General features: G+C 73.9%; 23 protein-coding genes. 13 read left to right on the forward strand and 10 right to left on the reverse strand.

The features are described 5' to 3' along the window. The first annotated feature begins 45 nt into the window (after positions 1-45). The 8 genes from ACIOGZ_RS21385 to ACIOGZ_RS21420 all read left to right on the forward strand — a co-directional run bounded on the left by ACIOGZ_RS21385 (position 46) and on the right by ACIOGZ_RS21420 (position 6,276). Positions 46-318: an acyl carrier protein gene (locus tag ACIOGZ_RS21385; RefSeq protein ID WP_063352985.1), complete on the forward strand. Its 273-nt coding sequence runs from the start codon at positions 46-48 to the stop codon at positions 316-318. A gap of 3 nt (positions 319-321) precedes the next feature. Further along, positions 322-1,353: a hypothetical protein gene (locus tag ACIOGZ_RS21390; RefSeq protein WP_363588131.1), complete on the forward strand. Its 1,032-nt coding sequence runs from the start codon at positions 322-324 to the stop codon at positions 1,351-1,353. After that, positions 1,346-2,236 (forward strand): tryptophan synthase subunit alpha, encoded by an 891-nt coding sequence (trpA, locus tag ACIOGZ_RS21395; RefSeq protein ID WP_363588133.1) that lies wholly within the window; start codon positions 1,346-1,348, stop codon positions 2,234-2,236. The genes ACIOGZ_RS21390 and trpA overlap by 8 nt, the downstream gene beginning before the upstream one ends. Before the next feature lie 19 nt (positions 2,237-2,255). Then, complete coding sequence (locus ACIOGZ_RS21400) at positions 2,256-2,630, forward strand: ectoine synthase (RefSeq protein WP_363588135.1); 375 nt, start codon at positions 2,256-2,258, stop codon at positions 2,628-2,630. A gap of 97 nt (positions 2,631-2,727) precedes the next feature. Further along, a complete protein-coding gene (locus tag ACIOGZ_RS21405) occupies positions 2,728-3,873 on the forward strand; it encodes an acyl-CoA dehydrogenase family protein (RefSeq protein ID WP_363588137.1) in 1,146 nt (381 codons plus the stop codon). Then, positions 3,870-4,595: an N-(5'-phosphoribosyl)anthranilate isomerase gene (locus ACIOGZ_RS21410; protein WP_363588139.1), complete on the forward strand. Its 726-nt coding sequence runs from the start codon at positions 3,870-3,872 to the stop codon at positions 4,593-4,595. Before ACIOGZ_RS21405 ends, ACIOGZ_RS21410 begins: the two co-directional genes overlap by 4 nt. Then, positions 4,592-5,347: an indole-3-glycerol-phosphate synthase gene (locus ACIOGZ_RS21415; protein ID WP_363588141.1), complete on the forward strand. Its 756-nt coding sequence runs from the start codon at positions 4,592-4,594 to the stop codon at positions 5,345-5,347. The genes ACIOGZ_RS21410 and ACIOGZ_RS21415 overlap by 4 nt, the downstream gene beginning before the upstream one ends. Then, a complete protein-coding gene (locus ACIOGZ_RS21420; protein WP_363588143.1) occupies positions 5,344-6,276 on the forward strand; it encodes an alpha/beta fold hydrolase in 933 nt (310 codons plus the stop codon). Before ACIOGZ_RS21415 ends, ACIOGZ_RS21420 begins: the two co-directional genes overlap by 4 nt. Positions 6,277-6,466: 190 nt before the next feature. Here ACIOGZ_RS21420 and ACIOGZ_RS21425 read toward each other — a convergent pair whose 3' ends face one another. From ACIOGZ_RS21425 to ACIOGZ_RS21440, 4 genes are all read right to left on the reverse strand, one after another. Next, positions 6,467-7,360 carry a phosphotransferase family protein gene (locus tag ACIOGZ_RS21425; protein WP_400986921.1) on the reverse strand — a complete coding sequence of 298 codons (894 nt, stop codon included), beginning with the start codon at positions 7,358-7,360 and terminating at the stop codon, positions 6,467-6,469. Between the two features lie 77 nt (positions 7,361-7,437). After that, positions 7,438-7,590, reverse strand: a complete 153-nt coding sequence (locus ACIOGZ_RS21430; RefSeq protein WP_400986778.1) for a hypothetical protein — start codon at positions 7,588-7,590, stop codon at positions 7,438-7,440. Positions 7,591-7,650: 60 nt separating this feature from the next. Then, complete coding sequence (locus ACIOGZ_RS21435) at positions 7,651-7,860, reverse strand: DUF397 domain-containing protein (protein WP_363588149.1); 210 nt, start codon at positions 7,858-7,860, stop codon at positions 7,651-7,653. Next, complete coding sequence (locus tag ACIOGZ_RS21440) at positions 7,845-8,684, reverse strand: helix-turn-helix transcriptional regulator (RefSeq protein WP_363588151.1); 840 nt, start codon at positions 8,682-8,684, stop codon at positions 7,845-7,847. The genes ACIOGZ_RS21435 and ACIOGZ_RS21440 overlap by 16 nt, the downstream gene beginning before the upstream one ends. A gap of 118 nt (positions 8,685-8,802) precedes the next feature. On the opposite strand from ACIOGZ_RS21440, the gene ACIOGZ_RS21445 reads away from it, so the two are divergent. From ACIOGZ_RS21445 to ACIOGZ_RS21455, 3 genes are all read left to right on the forward strand, one after another. After that, positions 8,803-9,000: a hypothetical protein gene (locus ACIOGZ_RS21445; RefSeq protein ID WP_400986779.1), complete on the forward strand. Its 198-nt coding sequence runs from the start codon at positions 8,803-8,805 to the stop codon at positions 8,998-9,000. A gap of 2 nt (positions 9,001-9,002) precedes the next feature. Continuing rightward, positions 9,003-9,251 (forward strand): hypothetical protein, encoded by a 249-nt coding sequence (locus ACIOGZ_RS21450; protein ID WP_363632342.1) that lies wholly within the window; start codon positions 9,003-9,005, stop codon positions 9,249-9,251. 75 nt (positions 9,252-9,326) lie between these two features. Beyond that, complete coding sequence (locus tag ACIOGZ_RS21455; protein ID WP_363632344.1) at positions 9,327-9,794, forward strand: NUDIX domain-containing protein; 468 nt, start codon at positions 9,327-9,329, stop codon at positions 9,792-9,794. A gap of 73 nt (positions 9,795-9,867) precedes the next feature. Here ACIOGZ_RS21455 and ACIOGZ_RS21460 read toward each other — a convergent pair whose 3' ends face one another. The 4 genes from ACIOGZ_RS21460 to ACIOGZ_RS21475 all read right to left on the reverse strand — a co-directional run bounded on the left by ACIOGZ_RS21460 (position 9,868) and on the right by ACIOGZ_RS21475 (position 13,703). Continuing rightward, positions 9,868-10,776 (reverse strand): aminoglycoside phosphotransferase family protein, encoded by a 909-nt coding sequence (locus ACIOGZ_RS21460; protein ID WP_400986782.1) that lies wholly within the window; start codon positions 10,774-10,776, stop codon positions 9,868-9,870. Positions 10,777-10,880: 104 nt separating this feature from the next. Beyond that, positions 10,881-11,576, reverse strand: a complete 696-nt coding sequence (locus tag ACIOGZ_RS21465) for a DUF6875 domain-containing protein (protein WP_400986784.1) — start codon at positions 11,574-11,576, stop codon at positions 10,881-10,883. After that, on the reverse strand, positions 11,573-12,238 hold the full coding sequence (locus ACIOGZ_RS21470; RefSeq protein WP_363588163.1) for a hypothetical protein: 666 nt from the start codon (positions 12,236-12,238) through the stop codon (positions 11,573-11,575). Before ACIOGZ_RS21470 ends, ACIOGZ_RS21465 begins: the two co-directional genes overlap by 4 nt. Positions 12,239-12,323: 85 nt before the next feature. Beyond that, entirely contained in the window at positions 12,324-13,703 is a 1,380-nt protein-coding gene (locus ACIOGZ_RS21475) for a pyridoxal phosphate-dependent decarboxylase family protein (RefSeq protein ID WP_400986786.1), read from the reverse strand. Between the two features lie 258 nt (positions 13,704-13,961). On the opposite strand from ACIOGZ_RS21475, the gene ACIOGZ_RS21480 reads away from it, so the two are divergent. Then, a complete protein-coding gene (locus ACIOGZ_RS21480; protein WP_363632350.1) occupies positions 13,962-15,467 on the forward strand; it encodes a multicopper oxidase domain-containing protein in 1,506 nt (501 codons plus the stop codon). 64 nt (positions 15,468-15,531) lie between these two features. Here the strand turns inward: ACIOGZ_RS21480 and ACIOGZ_RS21485 are convergent, their stop codons facing one another. Both ACIOGZ_RS21485 and ACIOGZ_RS21490 read right to left on the reverse strand, forming a co-directional pair. Next, positions 15,532-17,022, reverse strand: coding sequence for an FAD-binding protein (locus ACIOGZ_RS21485; protein ID WP_400986787.1), 1,491 nt, complete (start codon positions 17,020-17,022; stop codon positions 15,532-15,534). A 63-nt stretch (positions 17,023-17,085) separates the two neighbouring features. Then, positions 17,086-17,490 carry a hypothetical protein gene (locus ACIOGZ_RS21490; protein ID WP_400810463.1) on the reverse strand — a complete coding sequence of 135 codons (405 nt, stop codon included), beginning with the start codon at positions 17,488-17,490 and terminating at the stop codon, positions 17,086-17,088. Between the two features lie 279 nt (positions 17,491-17,769). On the opposite strand from ACIOGZ_RS21490, the gene ACIOGZ_RS21495 reads away from it, so the two are divergent. Beyond that, positions 17,770-18,069, forward strand: coding sequence for a YciI family protein (locus ACIOGZ_RS21495; RefSeq protein ID WP_063352966.1), 300 nt, complete (start codon positions 17,770-17,772; stop codon positions 18,067-18,069). The last annotated feature ends 120 nt before the right edge of the window (positions 18,070-18,189 follow it).

An 18,189-nucleotide genomic window follows, 5' to 3' on the forward strand; every position in this document is an offset into this window, starting at 1 on the left:
CACCACACCCACCAAACCCCAATACACCCAAGGGAGTTGCGAGCCATGAGCAACATCGCCCAGATCAAGCGGTTCCTCATCGAGGAGTTCCTGCCCGACGTCACCCCCGAGCAACTCGCCGACGACCACGACCTGCTCTCCGACGGCGTCATCGACAGCCTGGGCGTCCTCAAGCTCATCGCCTGGGTCGAGGACCACTTCGCCCTGCCCGTCGACGACACCGACCTCGACCCCAACAACTTCCGCTCCGTCACCGCCATCGACGCCTTCATCACCCAGCGCCGCGCCGTCCCGGCCAGCGCCGTGGCAGGCGGCTGACCCGTGCACCCGGCCCTCACCGCCCTGCTCGCCGGGCACGACGTCGACCTGGACACCTGGCGCTCGTGGTGGGACCAGCTGGAGCAGCGCACCCCGGGCCCGGCCCGCGACAGCGACCGGGCCCAGGCCGCGGCACTGCTGGCCGCCCTCACCACCCGCCTGCCCGCCCCCGACACCCTCGCCGCCTTCACCACCTCCCTGACCGAACGCAGCCCCCACCCCGGCCCCGCCCACCCCGCCAGCGTCAACATCGTCGGCACCGGCGGCGGCCCGGCCACCTTCAACCTCTCCACCGCCGCCGCCCTGACCGCCGCCGCCATCGGCGTGCCCGTCGTCAAGACCGGCTCCCGCGCCTACACCAGCAGCGCCGGCTCCATCGACCTGCTGGAGCGCCTGGGCATCACCCTCACCTCCTCCCACACCGCCACCGCCGACCACCTCGCCCGCCACGGCATCGCCTTCGCCGGCCCCCACGTCTACCCGCCCGCCCTCACCCGCCTGGCCCGCCTCCTGTTCCCACTCACCCTCAAACCCTTCGGACGCCTCCTCAACACCCTCGGCCCGCTGCTCGCCACCGTGCCCGTCACCGCCCAGCTCACCGGCGCCAGCGCCGCCACCGACCTGCCCGCCCTGCGCCACCTCGCCCCCCGCACCCCCGGACGCGCCGTGTGGCTGGCCACCAACACCGCCGGCGCCGACGAACTCCTGCCCTTCGCCGACAACACCCTGCACACCCCCGACACCACCATCCACCTGCCCGCCGGCTCCATCGCCCCCGCCGACGGCACCCTGGCCGACCTCGCCCCCCACCCCGAGGACCTCACCGGCCACTTCCTGCAAGCCCTCGCCGGCCGCGCCGGCCCCACCGCCACCCACACCATCGCCCTCAACGCCGCCGCCCTCGCCCTCGCCTCGGGCCGCCACACCCACTGGCACACCGCCCACACCGCCGCCCTGGACGCCCTGGCCGACGGCGCCCCCCGCGCCCTGGCCACCCGCCTGCGCACCGACCACAAGGCCCCCGCCCATGCCTGACACCACGTTCTTCGCCGCCCGCGCCGACGGCCGCCCGCACCTGGCCCTGTTCCTCAACGCCGGAGACCCGCCCGCCCGCCTGACCGACCTGGCCCTCGTCCTGGACGAGGAAGGCGTCGACGTCCTCGAACTCGCCGTCCCCTTCCCCAACTCGCCCACCGACGGCCCCGTCATCCGCCGCTCCGCCGACCGGGCCCTGGCCGCCGGCACCACCCTGGACACCGTCCTGGACGAACTCGCCACCCTGCGGCCCCAGTTGAAGAACCTGAAGATCGCACTGCTCGCCGACTGGAGCCACAGCCTGCGCGCCGCCGACCCCGCCACCTGCGCCCGCGCCATCGCCCGGGCCGGCGCCGACGCCCTGCTCGTCCACGCCCTGCCGCCCCGCCTGCGCCCCGCCTGGCGCCAGGCCCTGCGCGAGGCGGCCCTGCCGCAGGTCGCCACCTGCTACCCGACCTCCACCCCCGAGGTCCTCACCGCCGCCGCCCGCGACGCCCACGGCGCCTACGTCTACCTCGTCGCCCACTACGGCCGCTCCGGCACCACCCCCGCGCAAGGCCACCACACCCTGGCCGCCACCGTCGCCGCCCTGCGCGCCGCCGCCCCCGCCACCCCGGTCGCCATCGGCTTCGGCGTCAAAAGCGCCGCCGACCTGGACGCGGTCGCCGCCGCCGGAGCCGACGCCGCGATCGTCGGCTCCGCCGCCGTCGCCCGCATCGAGACCGCCCTCACCGAGGGCCGCGACGCCGCACAGGCGCTGCGCGCCCTCCTCCACGACCTCCGCCCGCCCGGGCCACCCCAGCCCGCCACGGCCGGACGCACCACCAGCACCAGCACCACCGGCACGCGCACCACCCCCGGCACCACCACCCCCGCCCGCTGACACGAAAGGCAGAACCAGCATGCTGATCCGCGACATTGACGACGTCCAGACCGTCGAGTGGGGCAACGGCCTGTCCCGCCGCTTCCTGGTGGCCGGCGACAACCTCGGCTACACCCTCACCGACACCATCGTCAACGCCGGTACCAAGTCCCGCCTGGAGTACCGCAACCACCTGGAGGCGTGCTACTGCATCGCCGGCTCCGGCGAGGTCATCGCCATGGACGGCACCTCCCACCCCATCACCCCCGGCCGCCTCTACGCCCTCGACCAGCACGACGCCCACTACCTGGTCGCCAGCCCCCACGAGGACCTGCGCCTGGTCTGCGTCTTCTCCCCGGCCCTGCGCGGCGACGAGGTCCACCAGCTCGACGCCTCCTCCTCCTCCGCCTACTAGGCGAAGACCCTCCCCTTCGAGTCACGCGCCGGCGCCCCGCGCGTCGGCCTGCCACCCCGGGCCCCGCACGCGGGCCCGGGAGGAAGGCGGCACGTCCATGATCCGCTGGAACGCCGACCAGCACGCCCTGCGCGAGGGCCTGGCCCGCTTCGGCGACGACCTGAGCGCCGGCCACATCGAAGGCGACGAACAGGCCGCCTTCTCCCCCGACAAGTGGCGCCTCGTCCAGAAGACCGGCATCCTGTCCCTGCCCTTCGAGGAACGCTACGGCGGGCTGGGCCAGTCCCTGCTCACCACCATGTACGTCCTGGAGGGCCTGGGCCAGACCTGCCGCGACGGCGGCCTCAACTTCTCCGTCACCACCTCCCTCGCCTCCACCGGCGTCCCCCTCCAGGCCTTCGGCTCACCCGCCCTCAAAGAGGCCTACCTGCCGCGCATCGCCTCCGGCGAGGCCATCGGCGCCCACGCCATCACCGAGTCCGAGGGCGGCTCGGACGCCATGCAGATGCGCACCCGCGCGATCCGCGACGGCGACCACTTCGTCCTCAACGGCGCCAAGACCTTCGTCAGCAACGGCCCCGTCGCCGACGTCATCGTCGTCTACGCCCGCACCCACCCCCAGGGCGGGGCGCTCGGCGTCACCGCGTTCCTCCTGGACCGCGACATGCCCGGCATCAGCACCGGAAACCCCATCAAGAAGATGGGCCTGCGCACCTCGCCGCTGTCCGAGGTCTACCTCGACGACGTCAAGGTGCCCGCCTCCCGGGTCCTGGGCCGCGTCGGCGGCGGCTTCCTCGTCCTGGACCACGTCATGAAACGCGAGATCCTCTACTCCTTCATCGTCAACACCGGCGAGATGCAGCACCGCCTGGCCCGCTGCCTCGACTACGCCAAGACCCGCATGTCCTTCGGCAAGCCCATCGGCTCCTACCAGTCGGTCGCCAACAAGATCGTCGACACCAAGATCCGCCTGGAGACCGCCCGCAAGTGGCTCTACGACACGGCCCAGCGCCTGGAGGCCGGCGAGAACGTCACCGTCGACATGGCGATCGCCAAACTCCTCACCAGCGAATCCAACCTCGCCACCTCGCTGGCCGCCGTCCAGGTCTTCGGCGGCAACGGCTACATGTCCGAGTACGGGCTGGAGAAGGACGTGCGCAACGCCGTCGCCGGCACCATCTACTCCGGCAGCAACGAGATCCAGTACAACCGCATCGCCGCCATGCTCGGACTCGGCAAATGACCGCCCCCGCCCCGCCCCGCCCGCTGCCGCCCGCGCGGCCCCGCCACCTCAAGGTGTGCGGGGCCCGCACCCGCGCCGACCTCACCCTCCTCGCCGAATCCGGCCCCACCCTGGTGGGCCTGTGGCACGGCGTGCCCGGCGGCCCCGCCGAACTCTCCGAACAGCACCTCGCCCACCTCGCCGCCACCGCCATCCGCCTGGGCCTGGAACCCGTCCTGGTCACCTTCCTCGACGACGCCGACCAACTCGCCCGCCTCGCCCGCGCCACCGGCATCCGCTGGATCCAGCTCCACGCCTACCAGAGCCCCGCCCTCGTCACCGAACTGCGCCACCGCCTGCCCTACGCCGTCCTCGTCAAAGTCCTCCACCTCTCCCGCGGCCGCTGCCTGGAACGCCCCTTCATCGGCGCCTTCGAACGCGCCGGCTGCGACCTGTTCCTGCTGGACACCGTCACCGACGACGGCCGCGTCGGCTCCACCGGCCACCCCCTGGCCCCCGCCGACGTCCACACCCTGCTGCCCCGCCTCACCATCCCCTTCCTCCTCGCCGGCGGCCTGAACGCCGCCAACCGCGACACCTACCGCACCGTCACCGACCACCCCCTGTACGCCGGCGCCGACATCGACACCGCCGCCCGCAACCGGGCCGGCGACTTCACCCACGAAGCCGTCACCGCCCTCGCCCACGCCTGGCACCCCCGCCCCAAGGAGGCCTACGTATGAGCGCCCCGCGGTTCCTCGACGCCCTGCTGGCCGCGAGCCGCCCCCTGATCATGGAGGTCAAACTCCGCGACCCGCACGGCACCGACCTGCTGGGCCCGCGCACCGTCACCGACCTCGTCACCCGCTACGAACAGGCCGGCGCGCCCTGCCTGTCCGTGGTCACCGGCCGCTGGTTCGGCGGCACCCCCCGCCTGCTGCGCGAGGTCACCGCCGCCACCGACCTGCCCGTCCTCCAGAAGGACTTCCTCACCCGCCCCGCCCAACTGGAGGCCGCCGCCGCCCTCGGCGCCTCCGCCGTCCTGCTCACCGCCGCCCTGCTGCCCGCCACCTCCCTGCACCGCCTGGTCACCACCGCCCTCGCCCTGGGCCTGACCCCGTTCGTCGAGATCACCGGCGAACACGAACTCGCCCACCTGCCCCAGCCCGAACACTGCGTCATCGCCGTCAACAACAAGGACATCCGCACCCGCGAACGCGACCGCGGCGACCTCGGACGCAGCCTGCGCCTGCTGCCCGCCCTGCACGCCACCGGCACCCGCGCCCCCGTCTCCGCCTCCGCCATCACCGAACCCGCCGACGCCGCCCGCCTCCTGGACGCCGGCTACGCCGGACTGCTCATCGGCACCACCCTGATGCGCCAGAGCGACCTCACCGGCTGGCTCACCGACCTCGACACCGCCCGCGCCGGAGCCGCTGACAGGGCCGCCACCACCGCCCGCGCCGGAGCCGTCCGCGCCGGGGCCGCCCTATGAACCCCCGCCCGAACCCGCGGCCCAACCCCCGGCTCGCCACCCGCTCCCTCGTCCTGGACGCCGGCGGCATCCCCGTCTCCGCGCTCGTCGCCGAACCCCAGGACCGCGCCCCCAAAGCCGTCCTCCTCGCCATCCACGGCCGCGGCATGCGCGCCGCCTACTTCGCCGGCCCCGCCCACCCCGACACCAGCCTGCTCACCCTGGCCGCCGACCTCGGCTACACCGTCCTGGCCCTGGACCGCCCCGGCCACGGCGCCTCCGCCCACCGCCTGCCCGACGGCCAGCTCATCGCCGACCAGGCCGCCACCCTGCACGCCGCCCTCACCGACTACGCCCGCGCCCACCCCGTCGGCGCAGGCGTCCAACTCCTCGCCCACTCCTTCGGCGGCAAGATCGCCCTCCACCTCGCCGCCCACTGGCCCGCCGACCCCCGCCTGCCCCTGCTCGGCGCCGACATCTCCGGCCTCGCCCAGCACTACGCCCCCGGCGCGTGGGAGCGGCCCGACGACCTCGCCGGCGGCGGCCGCCTCAACTGGGGCCCCCTCAACCTCTACCCGCCCGGCACCTTCCACGCCGCCCGCACCCTGCTCACCCCCGTCCCCGCCCTCGAATCCCGCGAACTGGCCACCTGGCCCGCCCGCTACAGCGCCCTGGCCGCCCGCGTACGCGTGCCCGTGCGCCTCACCCTCGCCGACCACGAGGCCTGGTGGCGCCTGGAGCCCTCCCACCGCACCGCCCTCACCGCCGCCTTCCCCCCGGGCCTGGCCCACCTCGTCACCGCCCACCGCGCCGGCCACAACCTCTCCCTGGGCCACGCCGCCCGCCCCTACCACCTGCGCGCCCTCGCCTTCACCGACGAGTGCCTCACCCGCCCCCGGCCCCAGCCCGCCGCTGCCGCCCCCGAGCCGCTCCTGGCCGCCGCCGGCTGACCGGGCGGGACGTCGACGACTTCCTCGGCCAGATGCCCCCCGGCAGCCTCCCCGCCGCCTCCCCGGGCCCGCAGACGGGTGTCGGCACGTCCGCGTCGGTGCAGGTGCAGGTGCAGGTGCAGGTCACCGGCAACGGCCCCGGGCGGAATCGGGAGCGCGCCTCACACCGCATACCGAGCACAGGCGCGGGTCACTGCCACACGAGCAGCGCTTCGAGCTCCGGAAGCCGGCCGAACAGGTCGGGGAGGCCGCGCACGCCGTTGCGCACGGACTCGTGGGAGAGCGCGAGGTCAGGACCGGTGCTCGCCTCGACACCGGCGAGGCACCGCAGAATGTTCCACCTCGTGTGCCCCAGCCAGCCGCCGATCATGAACACGAACCAGCTCGGACCTGGCGGCGGCAGCGTGCCGCCCCCCGCGACATAGCCGTCGAGGACCGAGCGGAAGACGGCGGGCTCGATGTGGTCGAAGCCCGGTCCCTTCGCGAGGCTGAGCGCGGTCGAGCCGAGCTCGCCGGACAGGTCGAGCGTTCCCGAGAGCTCCCAGTCGAGCACCACCGGCCGGCCCTCCCGGGCGAGCAGGTTCCACGGTTGGATGTCCCTATGGGTCAGCACGACGGGGCCCGGCCGTTCGCAGGTGTCGACGAAGTGGGCGATCGCGAGGAACGTCTCGACGTGAGAGGCGAGTTCGTCGGCCCAGGGCTGTCCGGTCGCCGCCGCCCGCGCGGCGAGCTCGGGCCAGTCCCGTGACGTCGGTTCCTCGACCGACGCGTGGGTCCACGCGACGTCGAGCGCGTGGACGCGCGCGAGGATCCCGCCGATCTCGAACGCGTACGCCGCCGACACCGGCGCTTCCGGCACCTTCTCTCCCTCGACCCATCGGTGAACGAGCGTGTGGTGGCCGGCCGAGATCGGCTCCGGCATCGGGATGCCGGCGGCGAAGGCCGCCCGCTCAAACCTGAACACGTCCTCGGCGCGATAGGCCCAGCGGCGGTCGGCGAGGTTCAACTCCTTGACCGCGAACGACCCTTGGTCGGTGTCGAGCCGGTACATCCGGTTGGCGAACCCGCCGTGGACGCGGATCATCGGCCCGATCGGCACGCCGAGATGCGAAAGGTTCACCCACGCATGCTAGTGCAGCGCCGCGTTGATCCTTCGGGGGTTCATGCGGCTTTGAGCGGGGAGCCGTCGTAGGTCCAGCGGTCGGGCTTGGCGGCGTGTTCGTCGTAGTCCAGGACGAAGTCGTCGATGCGTTCGGTCGGTTCCTCGCGGGAGGTGAACTGGCCGTGGCGCAGCAGGCGTCTGGTCAGTGCCATCGTCCCACCCCGAGATGGCCCCGCCGCCCCGGGTCGGGGCGGCGGGGCCGGGAGTTGCTGCTACCGGGCGTCGAACTCGCCGGTGCGGACGGCGGTGACGAAGGCCTGCCAGGCGGGGGAGGGGAAGAGGAGGGCCGGGCCGAAAGGGTCTTTGGAGTCGCGGACCGGCATCACGCCGGTAAATCCGTCAGCGACCTCCACGCAGGTTCCTCCATTGCCGCCGCTGTACGAACTCTTTCGCCAGCGAGCGTCAGTCAGATTGACGTCCATTCCAGATCCCTCCGTACCACGCGGATCATCGAAAGTGAGTCGGCCTGGTTCAGGGCCTCGACCACAAGGCGATCGTAGCTCCTGGCCAGCGCCGAAACTGACTGGATATCCCGTTCGATGTAACCGCGTTGCTCGATCTCGCCGTAGCTGAGAATTTTGCGGTTCGGCATGGTAAGGAGTTGCACCACGCGAGTGAACGGCCGGTTCTCGCCCAGAGAGTACGGCGCCACCTGAATGACCACGTTGGGCCGATCAGCCAACTGTTCAAGGTGGAGCAGTTGCTCGATCATGACGTCCCGGCCGCCGACGAGTCGCCTCAGGCAGCTCTCGTCCAGCACCGCGTGCAGGACCGGAGGTGGAGTCCGTTCCAGGATGTGCTGTCGGGCAAGCCGGAAGTTGATACGTTCATCGGCCTGTTCTGGGAGTGCGGCGCCCTGCCTCACATATCCCGACTCAATCGCGGTTGCGTACGCGGGAGTCTGTAGGAGTCCAGGGATGACGTTGATCTCGAAGAGCTTGATCTGCTCCGCGCGGGCCTCGTAGTTGGCGTACTCCGGGAAGCCCTCCAACAACGTCGTGTGCTTGAGCTGCCAGTACATCAGTACGAGCGTGCCGCCGGTCTTGAGCTCCTGGTCGGCCAGCTCCGCCAGCTGCAGGCTCGGCGGCCGGTGCGCAAGTTCGACGTAGGACAGGTGCGATGCGGTGCACCCGACCTTCTTCGCCAGCTGGACCTGGGTGAGCCCAACTGCTTCGCGTGACCTGCGGAGTTGAACTCCGAAGGCGGCCCACGGGGACGAGGTCGGGTCGATGCTCTTCTTGTTCATGGAACTTCCCCAACTCACGGCTGCTCTGACAGCAAGTCGTATATCGCTTCCGATGCTAGGTGGTGCGGGGCCACCATGTGCACAGAACGTGAAACACTGATTGCGGAAGGTTATTCCCATGGCTGATGCCCAAGTCCCCCGCCTCCACGGCTACGGCGTGCGCTGGGACACCGGGGCCCGCCTCTACCGGGTCCGGCACGAGCTCACCGGGGATTGGCTGCGCCAACCGGACGGTGAGCTCAGCGGGTTCGGTTCCTTCTCCGACGCCTGGGGTGCCTGGCGCGTCTTCGAGGTCCACAAGCGGCCGGGGGAGTGAGCGTGTCCTCGATGCTCTCCCGCGCGACCGCCGACCAGCGGCGCCAGGCGGCCGACGTCCTCGACGACCTGACCACCGTCCTCGCCCTGGGCGGCGTCACGTTGCCGTCCGTCGAAGTCGACTGGGAGCACGGCCGCAGGACGGGCTGCTACCTGATCAGCCTCGGCTGCGCCCGCCCGTCCGAACTCCTGCGGGTCGTCGACCTGCTCCGCAAGGGGCTGCGCTACGAGCGCCTGGCGCATGACGACTGAACTCCTCGCCCGCCTGCTCTGGTGGGCCGGCTTCTCCCTCCTGCTCCTCGCCGCCCTCAGAAGGTGAACCGCCCGATGCGTGACCCCCGCTTGCTCGCCAAGCCGCCGGTGTGCCGGCTCGGCTGCCTCGTCCTCGTGCGCAACCCGCGCGGCGACATCCTCCTCGTCGACCCGGACTACATGGACGGCCTGATCCTGCCCGGCGGCGCCGCCCAGCCCAACGAGCCCCCGCACCTCGCCGCCGCCCGGAACCTGCGTGCCGAGACCGGGCTCAACCTGCGTCTCGCCGACGTCCTCGCGGTCGACTTCACCCCGGCCGACCGCCACCTGGAGCGCCTCAACCTGGTCTTCGACGGCGGCACCGTGCGCGACGACGTCCGCCTCACCGTCCCGCCGCAGCACCGCAGCGGCCTGTTCGGCGCCCGCTTCGTCCCCGTCCGCCGGCTCCCCGACGTCATGGCGCCCTCCCAGGCCGCCCGCGTCAGCGAGGCGTTGGCGGGCCGCGCGCTGCCCGTCCTCCTCCACGGACAGCGCGCGACCTGAGGGCCGCCGTCCCGGCGCATCCGAGTCGGCGACCGACGCGCGCGGTGAACCCGTCCCGACCGGCCGGGACGGCTCACCGCGCGCCGGCGGCCTCCAGGATCGCGGACAGCCGCGCCAGGCATTCGCCGACGAAACCGGGATAGGTGCCCCAGTAGTACGACAGCCCGCCGACCCCGACGCCGACCGCCCACGCCCGGGCCCGCAGCCACGTCACGTCGTCGAGGCCGAGGGCGTCCCAGTACGCCTGGCGGGCCGGGGACGGAAGGTCCCACACCGTGGCGTGCTCGGCGTCGGGAAAGCCGACCGACAGGCATCCGAAGTCGATGACCGCGTGCAGCCCGCCCTGCCGGACCAGCAGGTTGGAGGGTTTCAGGTCGCCGTGCAGCCACACCTGGCGCCCGGACGGCCCGGGCAGGGCGAGCGCGCTGCGCCACAGGTGCAGCAGGTGCTCGATGTCGAGGTCCAGGCCCGGGATCGTCCGGCACTTCTCGAAGCATGCGGTGATCGACTCGTCGCTGTCGCGCAGGTCGCCCCCGCGGTACCAGTGGAGCGCGCCGCGGCGGACGGCCCCCATGAGCGGGACGCAGTGCAGGCCCTTGACGACCGCCGCCAGGTCGGCCCCGAAGGCGGGCCAGTCGGTGACCGACCCCGGGCCGGGCTCCTCGCCGTCGATCCAGCGGTACACCGACCAGGCGAGCGGGAACACGGCGCTCGGGGCCCCGGCGTGCACCGGCTCCGGGACGCGGCACGGAAGGTGCGGTGCCAGCCGCGGCAGCCAGGTCAACTCCTTGCGCACGGAGTCCGCGCTCTGCGCCGTGCGCGGCAGCCGCACGAGCAGGTCGTCGCCGAGCCGGTACATCGTGTTGTCCGTGCCCGAGCCGGCCGGCGAGATGGACAGGTCGGCCCATTGCGGCCGCTGCTCCCGGAGCAGGGAGCGGACGACCGCCTGGTCCGCGAAGACCTCGTTCTCGTGAAGCGCCACGGTGAGAGCCTTCACGCCGGGCGCCACCGCCGCCAGCGATTTTCCCCGGGGGGCGCGCGCGGAGCCGGGCGCCGACCCGGCTCCGCGCGCAGGGGGGCCGCGGCTCAGGCGGCGGTCAGGCGGGCGGTCCTGCGGTGTTCCGTCATGCCGGAGACCAGCTGGTCGCGGATGCGGGCGGGGACCTGGGGGGCGAAGCGGGCCAGGTAGTGGGCCAGGTGGGCCTCGTCGTCGACGAGGAAGGGCAGGTCGAAGACGAGGAGCTTGCGCACCGCCAGCAGCGGCACGGGCGCGCGCAGCGGCCTGAAGGAGCGGTTCCACAGGCCCCCCTCCTCGCAGACGGGGTGGAACTGGCCGATCATCAGGCCCTGTTCGACGAACTCGTCCTTGGCCTTGCGCTGCGCCTCGTCCAGCGCGGTGGAGTCGGCCCGGTCCAGGCCCGGCAGCACCAGCAGCACGGTCAGCAGCTCCCGGTCCGACTCCTCCGCCAGGCCGGCCAGCAGCCGGTCGTACCAGGCGCGCAGCTCGCCGACCAGCGCGGGCAGGTCGCCGTCCGCGCCGGTGTCGGCGACGGCGACGTGGAACAGGCCGCGGCGCAGCGAGGGCTGGGTGTAGGGGCAGACGGGGCCGCTGCGCCCGAGGTCGGGGTGGGCGGTGGTGAGGAAGCGCCGGCTCCAGTCGAGGATCTCGGCGGCCTCGGGGTGGTGGTCGGCGGCGCCGGCGTCGATCTGCTCGGCGGAGTAGACGCGCAGCGCGGTGTCGATGCGCAGCGCGGTGTCGATGTCGAGGGTGTGGGTGGTCATCGGGGGCCCCGCCACACGGGGGTCAGGCGGGGGCCGCCGGCGGGCAGGGCGATGGCCTCGCCGAAGCGGGTGAAGCCGCCGGCGCCGCAGACCCGGGCGCCGCCGGGGGAGCTGGTCTCGGCGTAGGCGGCCTGGCCGTCGTGGTCGACGCGGGCCAGGAAGGCGCGCAGGAGGGCGGTGCCGGTGCCGGTGTGGCGGGCGTCGGGGTGGGCGCCGACGAACGCCAGGTAGTGGTGGGGGCGGTGGCGCGGGTGGCGGCGGGCCTGGAGGCGGGTGATGGCGGCCAGGCGGCGGGCGGATTCGGGGTGGGTGTCGGCGTCGACGGCCGCGTCCAGGGCGCGGGCGGTCGCCTGGTCCTGCCCCCCGGGGTGCTCCCACACGCCGGGGGGCAGGAAGAGCAGCGCGCCGACGGGGGCGGCGTCGTCGGGGTGCTGGGCGGTCAGGGCGCCGCCGTGGGCCAGGCACTGGTCGACGTGGACGCGGAAGAAGGCGGGCAGGATGCGGGCGCGGTGGGCGTCGTCGGGGAAGGCCCAGCGGGTGAGCGGGTCGTCGTGGAAGGCGGCGGCGAGCACCCGGGCGAGGGCGGGGGCCTCCTCGGGTCGGGCGGGGCGGACCGCGGGGGCCGCGAGGGCGGCGCCCGGCGGGACGGTGGCGGTGGTCAACGGACACTCCTCGGCAGACAGGCGGCGGGGCGGCGGGGCGGCAGGGCGGTCGTACGGGGGGGCGCTCGTACGGGGGCGGCGGGCCTCAGGGCCGGGCGGTGGCGAGCGCGGTCAGGCGCGCGTGCAGGGCGGGCAGGTGGTCCTCGGCCTCGGGCTTGATCAGGACGCTGCGCAGCACCGAGGCCCCGTCGGCGTCCGCCGCGGCCGCCGGGTGGCGGCGGGTGAAGTCGGCGGCGTCCACCCGCAGCAGGCTCAGGTAGAGCGGGTCCTGCTCGTCGGCCATGCCCTGGCGCAGCACGTGCCGGCTGGCGGCGTCGACGGCGGACATCGGCGCCCCACCCGGGGTGGGGTGGTAGGTGACGATGTCCAGTTGCGGGCGCTGGTGGAGGGTCAGGTGCGGGCTGTCCTCGATCAGATCCGCCCAGGCCAGGGCCGCGCGCCGCCCGCCGGCCAGGACGGCGCCCAGGCCCTGGGGGGTGAGCGGCAGCAGTTGCAGGGTCAGCCACAGGGCGGCGGCCGCGGCGCCGGCGCGCGAGCATTCCAGGCTGATCTCGCCCAGGTGCAGTTCGGCGTCGGTGAAGTAGGTGTAGGGGGAGTCGTGGGCGAAGTGGCGGCCGATGTCGGGGTCGGCGAACAGCACCGCGCCGCAGCCGTAGGGCTGGAGGCCGTGCTTGTGCGGGTCGACGGTGACGGAGTCGCAGCCGGCGATGGCCCGCCACGGCGCCGGGTCCAGCCCGAGGGCGGCGGCCTGGGCGTCGTCGGTGGCCAGCAGGGCGAAGAACCCGCCGTAGGCGGCGTCCACGTGCACCCGCACCCCGTGGCGGCGGGCCAGTGCCAGCACCTCGTGCACCGGGTCGACGGCGCCGAGCCCGGTGGTGCCGGCGGTGACGACCACCGTGCCGACGCGGCCGGTGGCGAGCAGGGCGGCCAGCGCGTCGACGTCCATGCGCCCGTCCGCGTCGCAGGCCACCGCGTGGCCCTCGACCCCCAGGACGTGGCACATGCGGCTGTGCGTGTAGTGGGCCTGCGCGCTGTAGGCGACGCCGAGCCCGGGGTGGCTCTGGCGGGCCACGTACAGGGCTTCCAGGTTGGCGATGGTGCCGCTGCTGGTGAGGTGGCCCACGTGGCGGGGCAGGCCGAACATGGCGGCGAGCTGGGCGACGCACTCGCGTTCCATGTCGTTGGTGGCGGGCCCGCCCTCGTAGGCGTGGTTGTTGGGGTTGAAGCGCATCGCCGTCAGGTAGCCGACGACGGCGGCCGGGTGCGGCGGCTTGACCATCTGCCCGGCGTAACGGGGGTGGAAGAACGGGTAGTTGTGCTCCAGGCGCTTGGCGAAGCGCTCGAACGCGGCGGCGAAGTCCGCGTCGTCCACCTGGTGCGAGGGATGCGGGCTGTACGGCCCGAACCGCTCTCCCCACTGCTCGGCGACCTCGGCCGCCCTCGGCAGCCAGTACCGCAGGTCCACGCTCCGGCCCTTCCCTTCGAGGGATCCTCCAGTGTTCTGCGAGCCACGGTGACCGCCCGCCGCAAGCGGCCCGCAACACCCGCAGCTCACCGCGCGCCCCGCCCGCAACCCGCCCCGCGCGGTCCACCGGGCCTCAGCCGGACCCCAACCCGGCGCAAGGATCCGCTGCTGCAATCACCCCCGGAACCCGCCCCCGCCCCACCCGCCGGGGCCGCACGGGCACACCGCCACACCGGGCCGGCAGCAGGAGGACGCGCGATGGTGACCAGACGCAGGATGATCGGCGCCGCCCTGGCGACCGGGGGAGGGGTCCTGCTCATGCGCACCACCCTGCGCCCGGCCGCCTCCGTCGAGACCGCCGCCGAGGCCGCCCACACCCACCCGGGCCCCGCCGCCTCCGCCGCCGAGGCCGACCCGGGCCCCGACGCCGGCCCCACCCTGGCACCGAAGTTCACCGCCGCGATGCCCCTGCCCCCGGTGCTCGCCCCCGTCTCCACCGACGGCGCCGCCGACACCTACGCCGTCACCATGCTCAAGGCCTACGCCCGCATCCTGCCCGGGCACCGCACCGACGTCCTCACCTACAACGGCGCCTTCCCCGGCCCCGTCATCCGCGCCCGCTCCGGACGCCCGGTCGTGGTGCGCCAGACCAACCTGCTGGACGACCCCGTCTCCGTCCACCTGCACGGCGCCCGCGTCCCCGTCGCCTCCGACGGCGGCCCCATGAACCTCCTGGACACCGGCGCCACCCGCACCTACACCTACCCCAACGACCAGCCCCACGCGAGCCTGTGGTTCCACGACCACGCCCACCACCTGGAGTCCGAGCACGTCTACCGGGGCCTGGCCGGCACCTACCTGATCACCGACGCCACCGAAGCCGCCCTGCCGCTGCCCGCCGGCCGCTACGACCTGCCCATCGCCCTGCGCGACGCCCGCTTCGACCCCCAGGGCCGCCTCGTCTACCGCATGGACGACCCCCTCAACCGCACCACCATCCTCGCCAACGGCCGCCCCTGGCCCAAGGTCGAGGTCGCCGCCCGCAAGTACCGGCTGCGCCTGCTCAACTCCTCCAACCTGCGCTTCTTCTCCCTGCGCCTGGCCGACGGCGGCCCCCTCACCCAGATCGGCTCCGACGGCGGCCTGCTGGAACGCCCCCACGTCACCGACACCGTCGACCTCTCCCCCGGGGAGCGCGCCGACGTCGTCGTCGACTTCTCCCGCTACCCCGTCGGCTCCAGCATCGTCCTCACCAACTCCATGCCCCCCGGCCCCGCCGAACACGTCGGCCAGGTCCTGCGCTTCGACATCACCCGCGCCGCCGACGACCCCAGCCGCGTCCCCGCCCAGCTGCGCACCCTGCCCGCCCTGGGCGCGGCGGCCCGCGAGCGCACCGTGGTCCTGGAGTACCAGGAGAAGCCCGGCGCCGCCCCGCTCGGACTGATCGATGGCAAGGTGTACGACCCGGCGCGGGTGGACGCCTCGGTGGCGTTCGGCACCTCGGAGATCTGGACGGTCGTCAACGCCAACAAGGACGTCCCGCACAACTTCCACCTGCACCTGGTGCAGTTCCGGGTGCTGGCGCGCAACGGCGCCGCGCCCGGCCCGGCGGAGTCCGGTCTGAAGGACACCGTGCGCCTGCTGCCGGGGGAGAGCGTGCGCCTCCAGGCCCTCTTCGATTCCTACCGAGGCCGCTACCCCTACCACTGCCACCTGCTGGACCACTCCGCGATGGGCATGATGGCGCAGCTGGAGATCACCTGACCCCCCTTTACTCGACCCCCCGCCGGGCCGCCCGCCCCCCGCGGGCGGCCCGGGGGCCCGGCCGTCAGCCGGCGTGGATGCCCTGGCCCGGCGCCAGGATCCCCGCCGGATCCCACCGCCGCTTGGCCCGCTCCACCCGCTCCCACAGGCCGCCGTAGTGGCGCCGCCAGTCCGCCCCCGTCATCCCCGGCACCGCCCCGATCAGGTAGCGCTTGCCGCCCAGCTCCACCGCCCGGTCGTACAGCCGCCGGTTGCGCTCCAGCATCGCCGCCGTGTCCGCCCCCGGCGCCGGGAACGCCAGCAGGTCGAAGTGCCAGCCCACCGGCTCCTGCGGCAGCACCGCCAGCGGCGCCCCCACCCGCGCCCGCGCGTACGGGTAGAACAGCAGCAGCCCCGCCCCCAGGTCCGCCGCCGTCAGCAGCGCGGTCGCCTCCCGCATGAACACCCCCACCGTCGAGGCGGGCAGGAACAGGCTCAGCCACGGCTTCGCCAGCCCCCAGAACCCGGCCGCCCGCAGGTACCCCGCGAACGCGTCCACCCGGAACGCGTACTCGCGCCAGCTCTGCTCCACCACCGTCGTCTCGCCCGGCACCCCGTGCAGCCCCGCCAGCAGCGCCTCCCGGTCCACCGCCCGCCCCGCGTCCCCGTAGGCCACCAGCTCCGCCGTGTAGCGCCACCGCTGCCCGTCCGCGCTGCGCACCACGTTGCCGACCTGGAGGTCGAAGCGGCCCTGGGCCAGCACCTTCTCCTGGTCCGCGCGGTAGAGGTCCGCGTCGTCGTAGGCCAGGGTGAACACGGTGGCGCGCTCGCGCGCCGGCACCAGGGCGAGCGTGGCCCGCACGATGATCCCCACCTGCCCGCCGCCGGCCAGCACCGCCTCGAACAGCTCCCGGTTGTGCTCGCGCGAGGCCGTCACCAGCTCGCCGGTGCCGGTCACCACGTCCAGCGACCGTACGGTGTCCGCCTGCAGCCCGTGGCGCTGCACCGCCCCGCCGATGCCGCCCACGCTCAGCGTCCCGCCCACCGACAGGTGCAGGTAGTCCGTCAGACACGGCGGCATCCAGCCCGCCGCCAGCGCCGCGTCCGTCAGCTGCGCCCAGGTGGCGCCCGCCTCCACCACGGCGAGCCCGGGTTCGACGGAGACGATCCGCGACAGCCCCCGCGCGTCGATCGCGATGCCGCCGCGGGGGTTGGCCTGGCCGTAGCTGGAGTGCGACTCCAGCCCGCCGTCGCCGACGACCGCCTGGTCGCCGCTCTGCCCGTTGACCGCCACCGGGATGCGGTGGCGCCGGGCGAAGGCCACCACCTTCTGCACGTCGCGCACCGAGGCCGGGCGCAGCACCGCGCGGGGCGAGGCGGTGACCAGGTGCCCGAAGTCGGAGGAGAACCGTTCCACCTCGGCGCCCCGCAGGGCCACCGTGCCGTCCAGGGCGGGCAGTTGATCCACGTTCTCGCCCGGCTCGGCGGCCCAGGCGCGGGCGGCGGTGTTCCAGCCGACGACGGCGGCGCCGGCGCCGGCGATCAGTGCGCGGCGGGACAGACCTGAACTGCTCATACGAGAACTTCTCCGATCAGTCGTCAAATAGGGATTGTTGTACCGCAACCACCCCGCGACCACCTACCTCCCCGCACGCCCCTCCTGCTGCTCCCGCTCCAGCCCCGCCAGCGCGGCCGCGACGTACTCCCGCATCCGCACCTGGTGGGCCGGGGCGCCGGCGGGGATGTGCGCGCAGGCGGCCCGCGCCTCCTCCAGCAGCGCCCGCCGCGCCTCGGGCAGGTGCGCCACCCGCGGCGAGTCGGCCGCCGTCCACAGCACGTGGGCGAGCTTGTAGGCGTACACGCGCGGGCTGACCGGGAACAGCGCCCGGTACACCCACAGCCCCTCCGGGGCGTCCAGGACCCACTCGTTGTGGCTCAGCAGCCGCACCCGCGCCTTGAGCACCAGGTCCCTGTGCGCCACGTCCCTGCGCGCCACATCCTTGTGCGCCACGTCCTTGTGCGTCACGTCCCTGTGCACCGTCATCCTCGCGTCCCCCTTCGTCCGTTCACCGCCCACCGCCCCCGGCCCGATGCGGCCCGTGCGCAGCACGGCGCGCGCCCCGGCCGCCCTGGGCAGGGGGCCGGCGCGTGGCCGAAGGAGTGGATGCGGACGAGTCTGCGGGCTGCGCCCGCCCCCCGGCAAGGCGTGATCCGGGTGCTCTGCGTCCTACCGCAACCCCCCGCTGAACTGGCACAATGGGGTCCGGTACACGCCGCGAGCCCCGGCCGCGAGGCCCCTGCCGTGCGGGGCTAGCCTGGTCGCATGTTCGTACTTGAGCTGACGTACACCGCCCCGCTGGAGCGCATCGACGCCGCCCTGCCGCAGCACGTCGAGTGGCTGCGCGGGCACTACGAAGCCGGCACGTTCCTCGCCTCGGGCCGCAAGGTGCCGCGCGAGGGCGGGGTGATCATCGCGCTGGGCGAGGACCGCGCCGCGGTCGAGGAGCTGACCCGCACCGACCCCTTCGCCCGCGAGGGCCTGGTCGCCTACACGGTGACCGAGTTCCTCGCCACCACCACCGCCCCCGCCCTGGACGCCTACCGCCAGCAACTGCCCGCCTGAACCCCGGCCCCTGAACCCCGGCCCCGCCGTGCCCCGCCCCGCCTCGCGGTTCGGGGCACGGTCGCGTTCTGGCTACGATCGGTGGCACGGGGCAAGGACGCGTACGGGAAGTTGGCGGGA

This window comes from Kitasatospora sp. NPDC088160, assembly GCF_044741445.1.
GTDB lineage: Bacteria > Actinomycetota > Actinomycetes > Streptomycetales > Streptomycetaceae > Kitasatospora.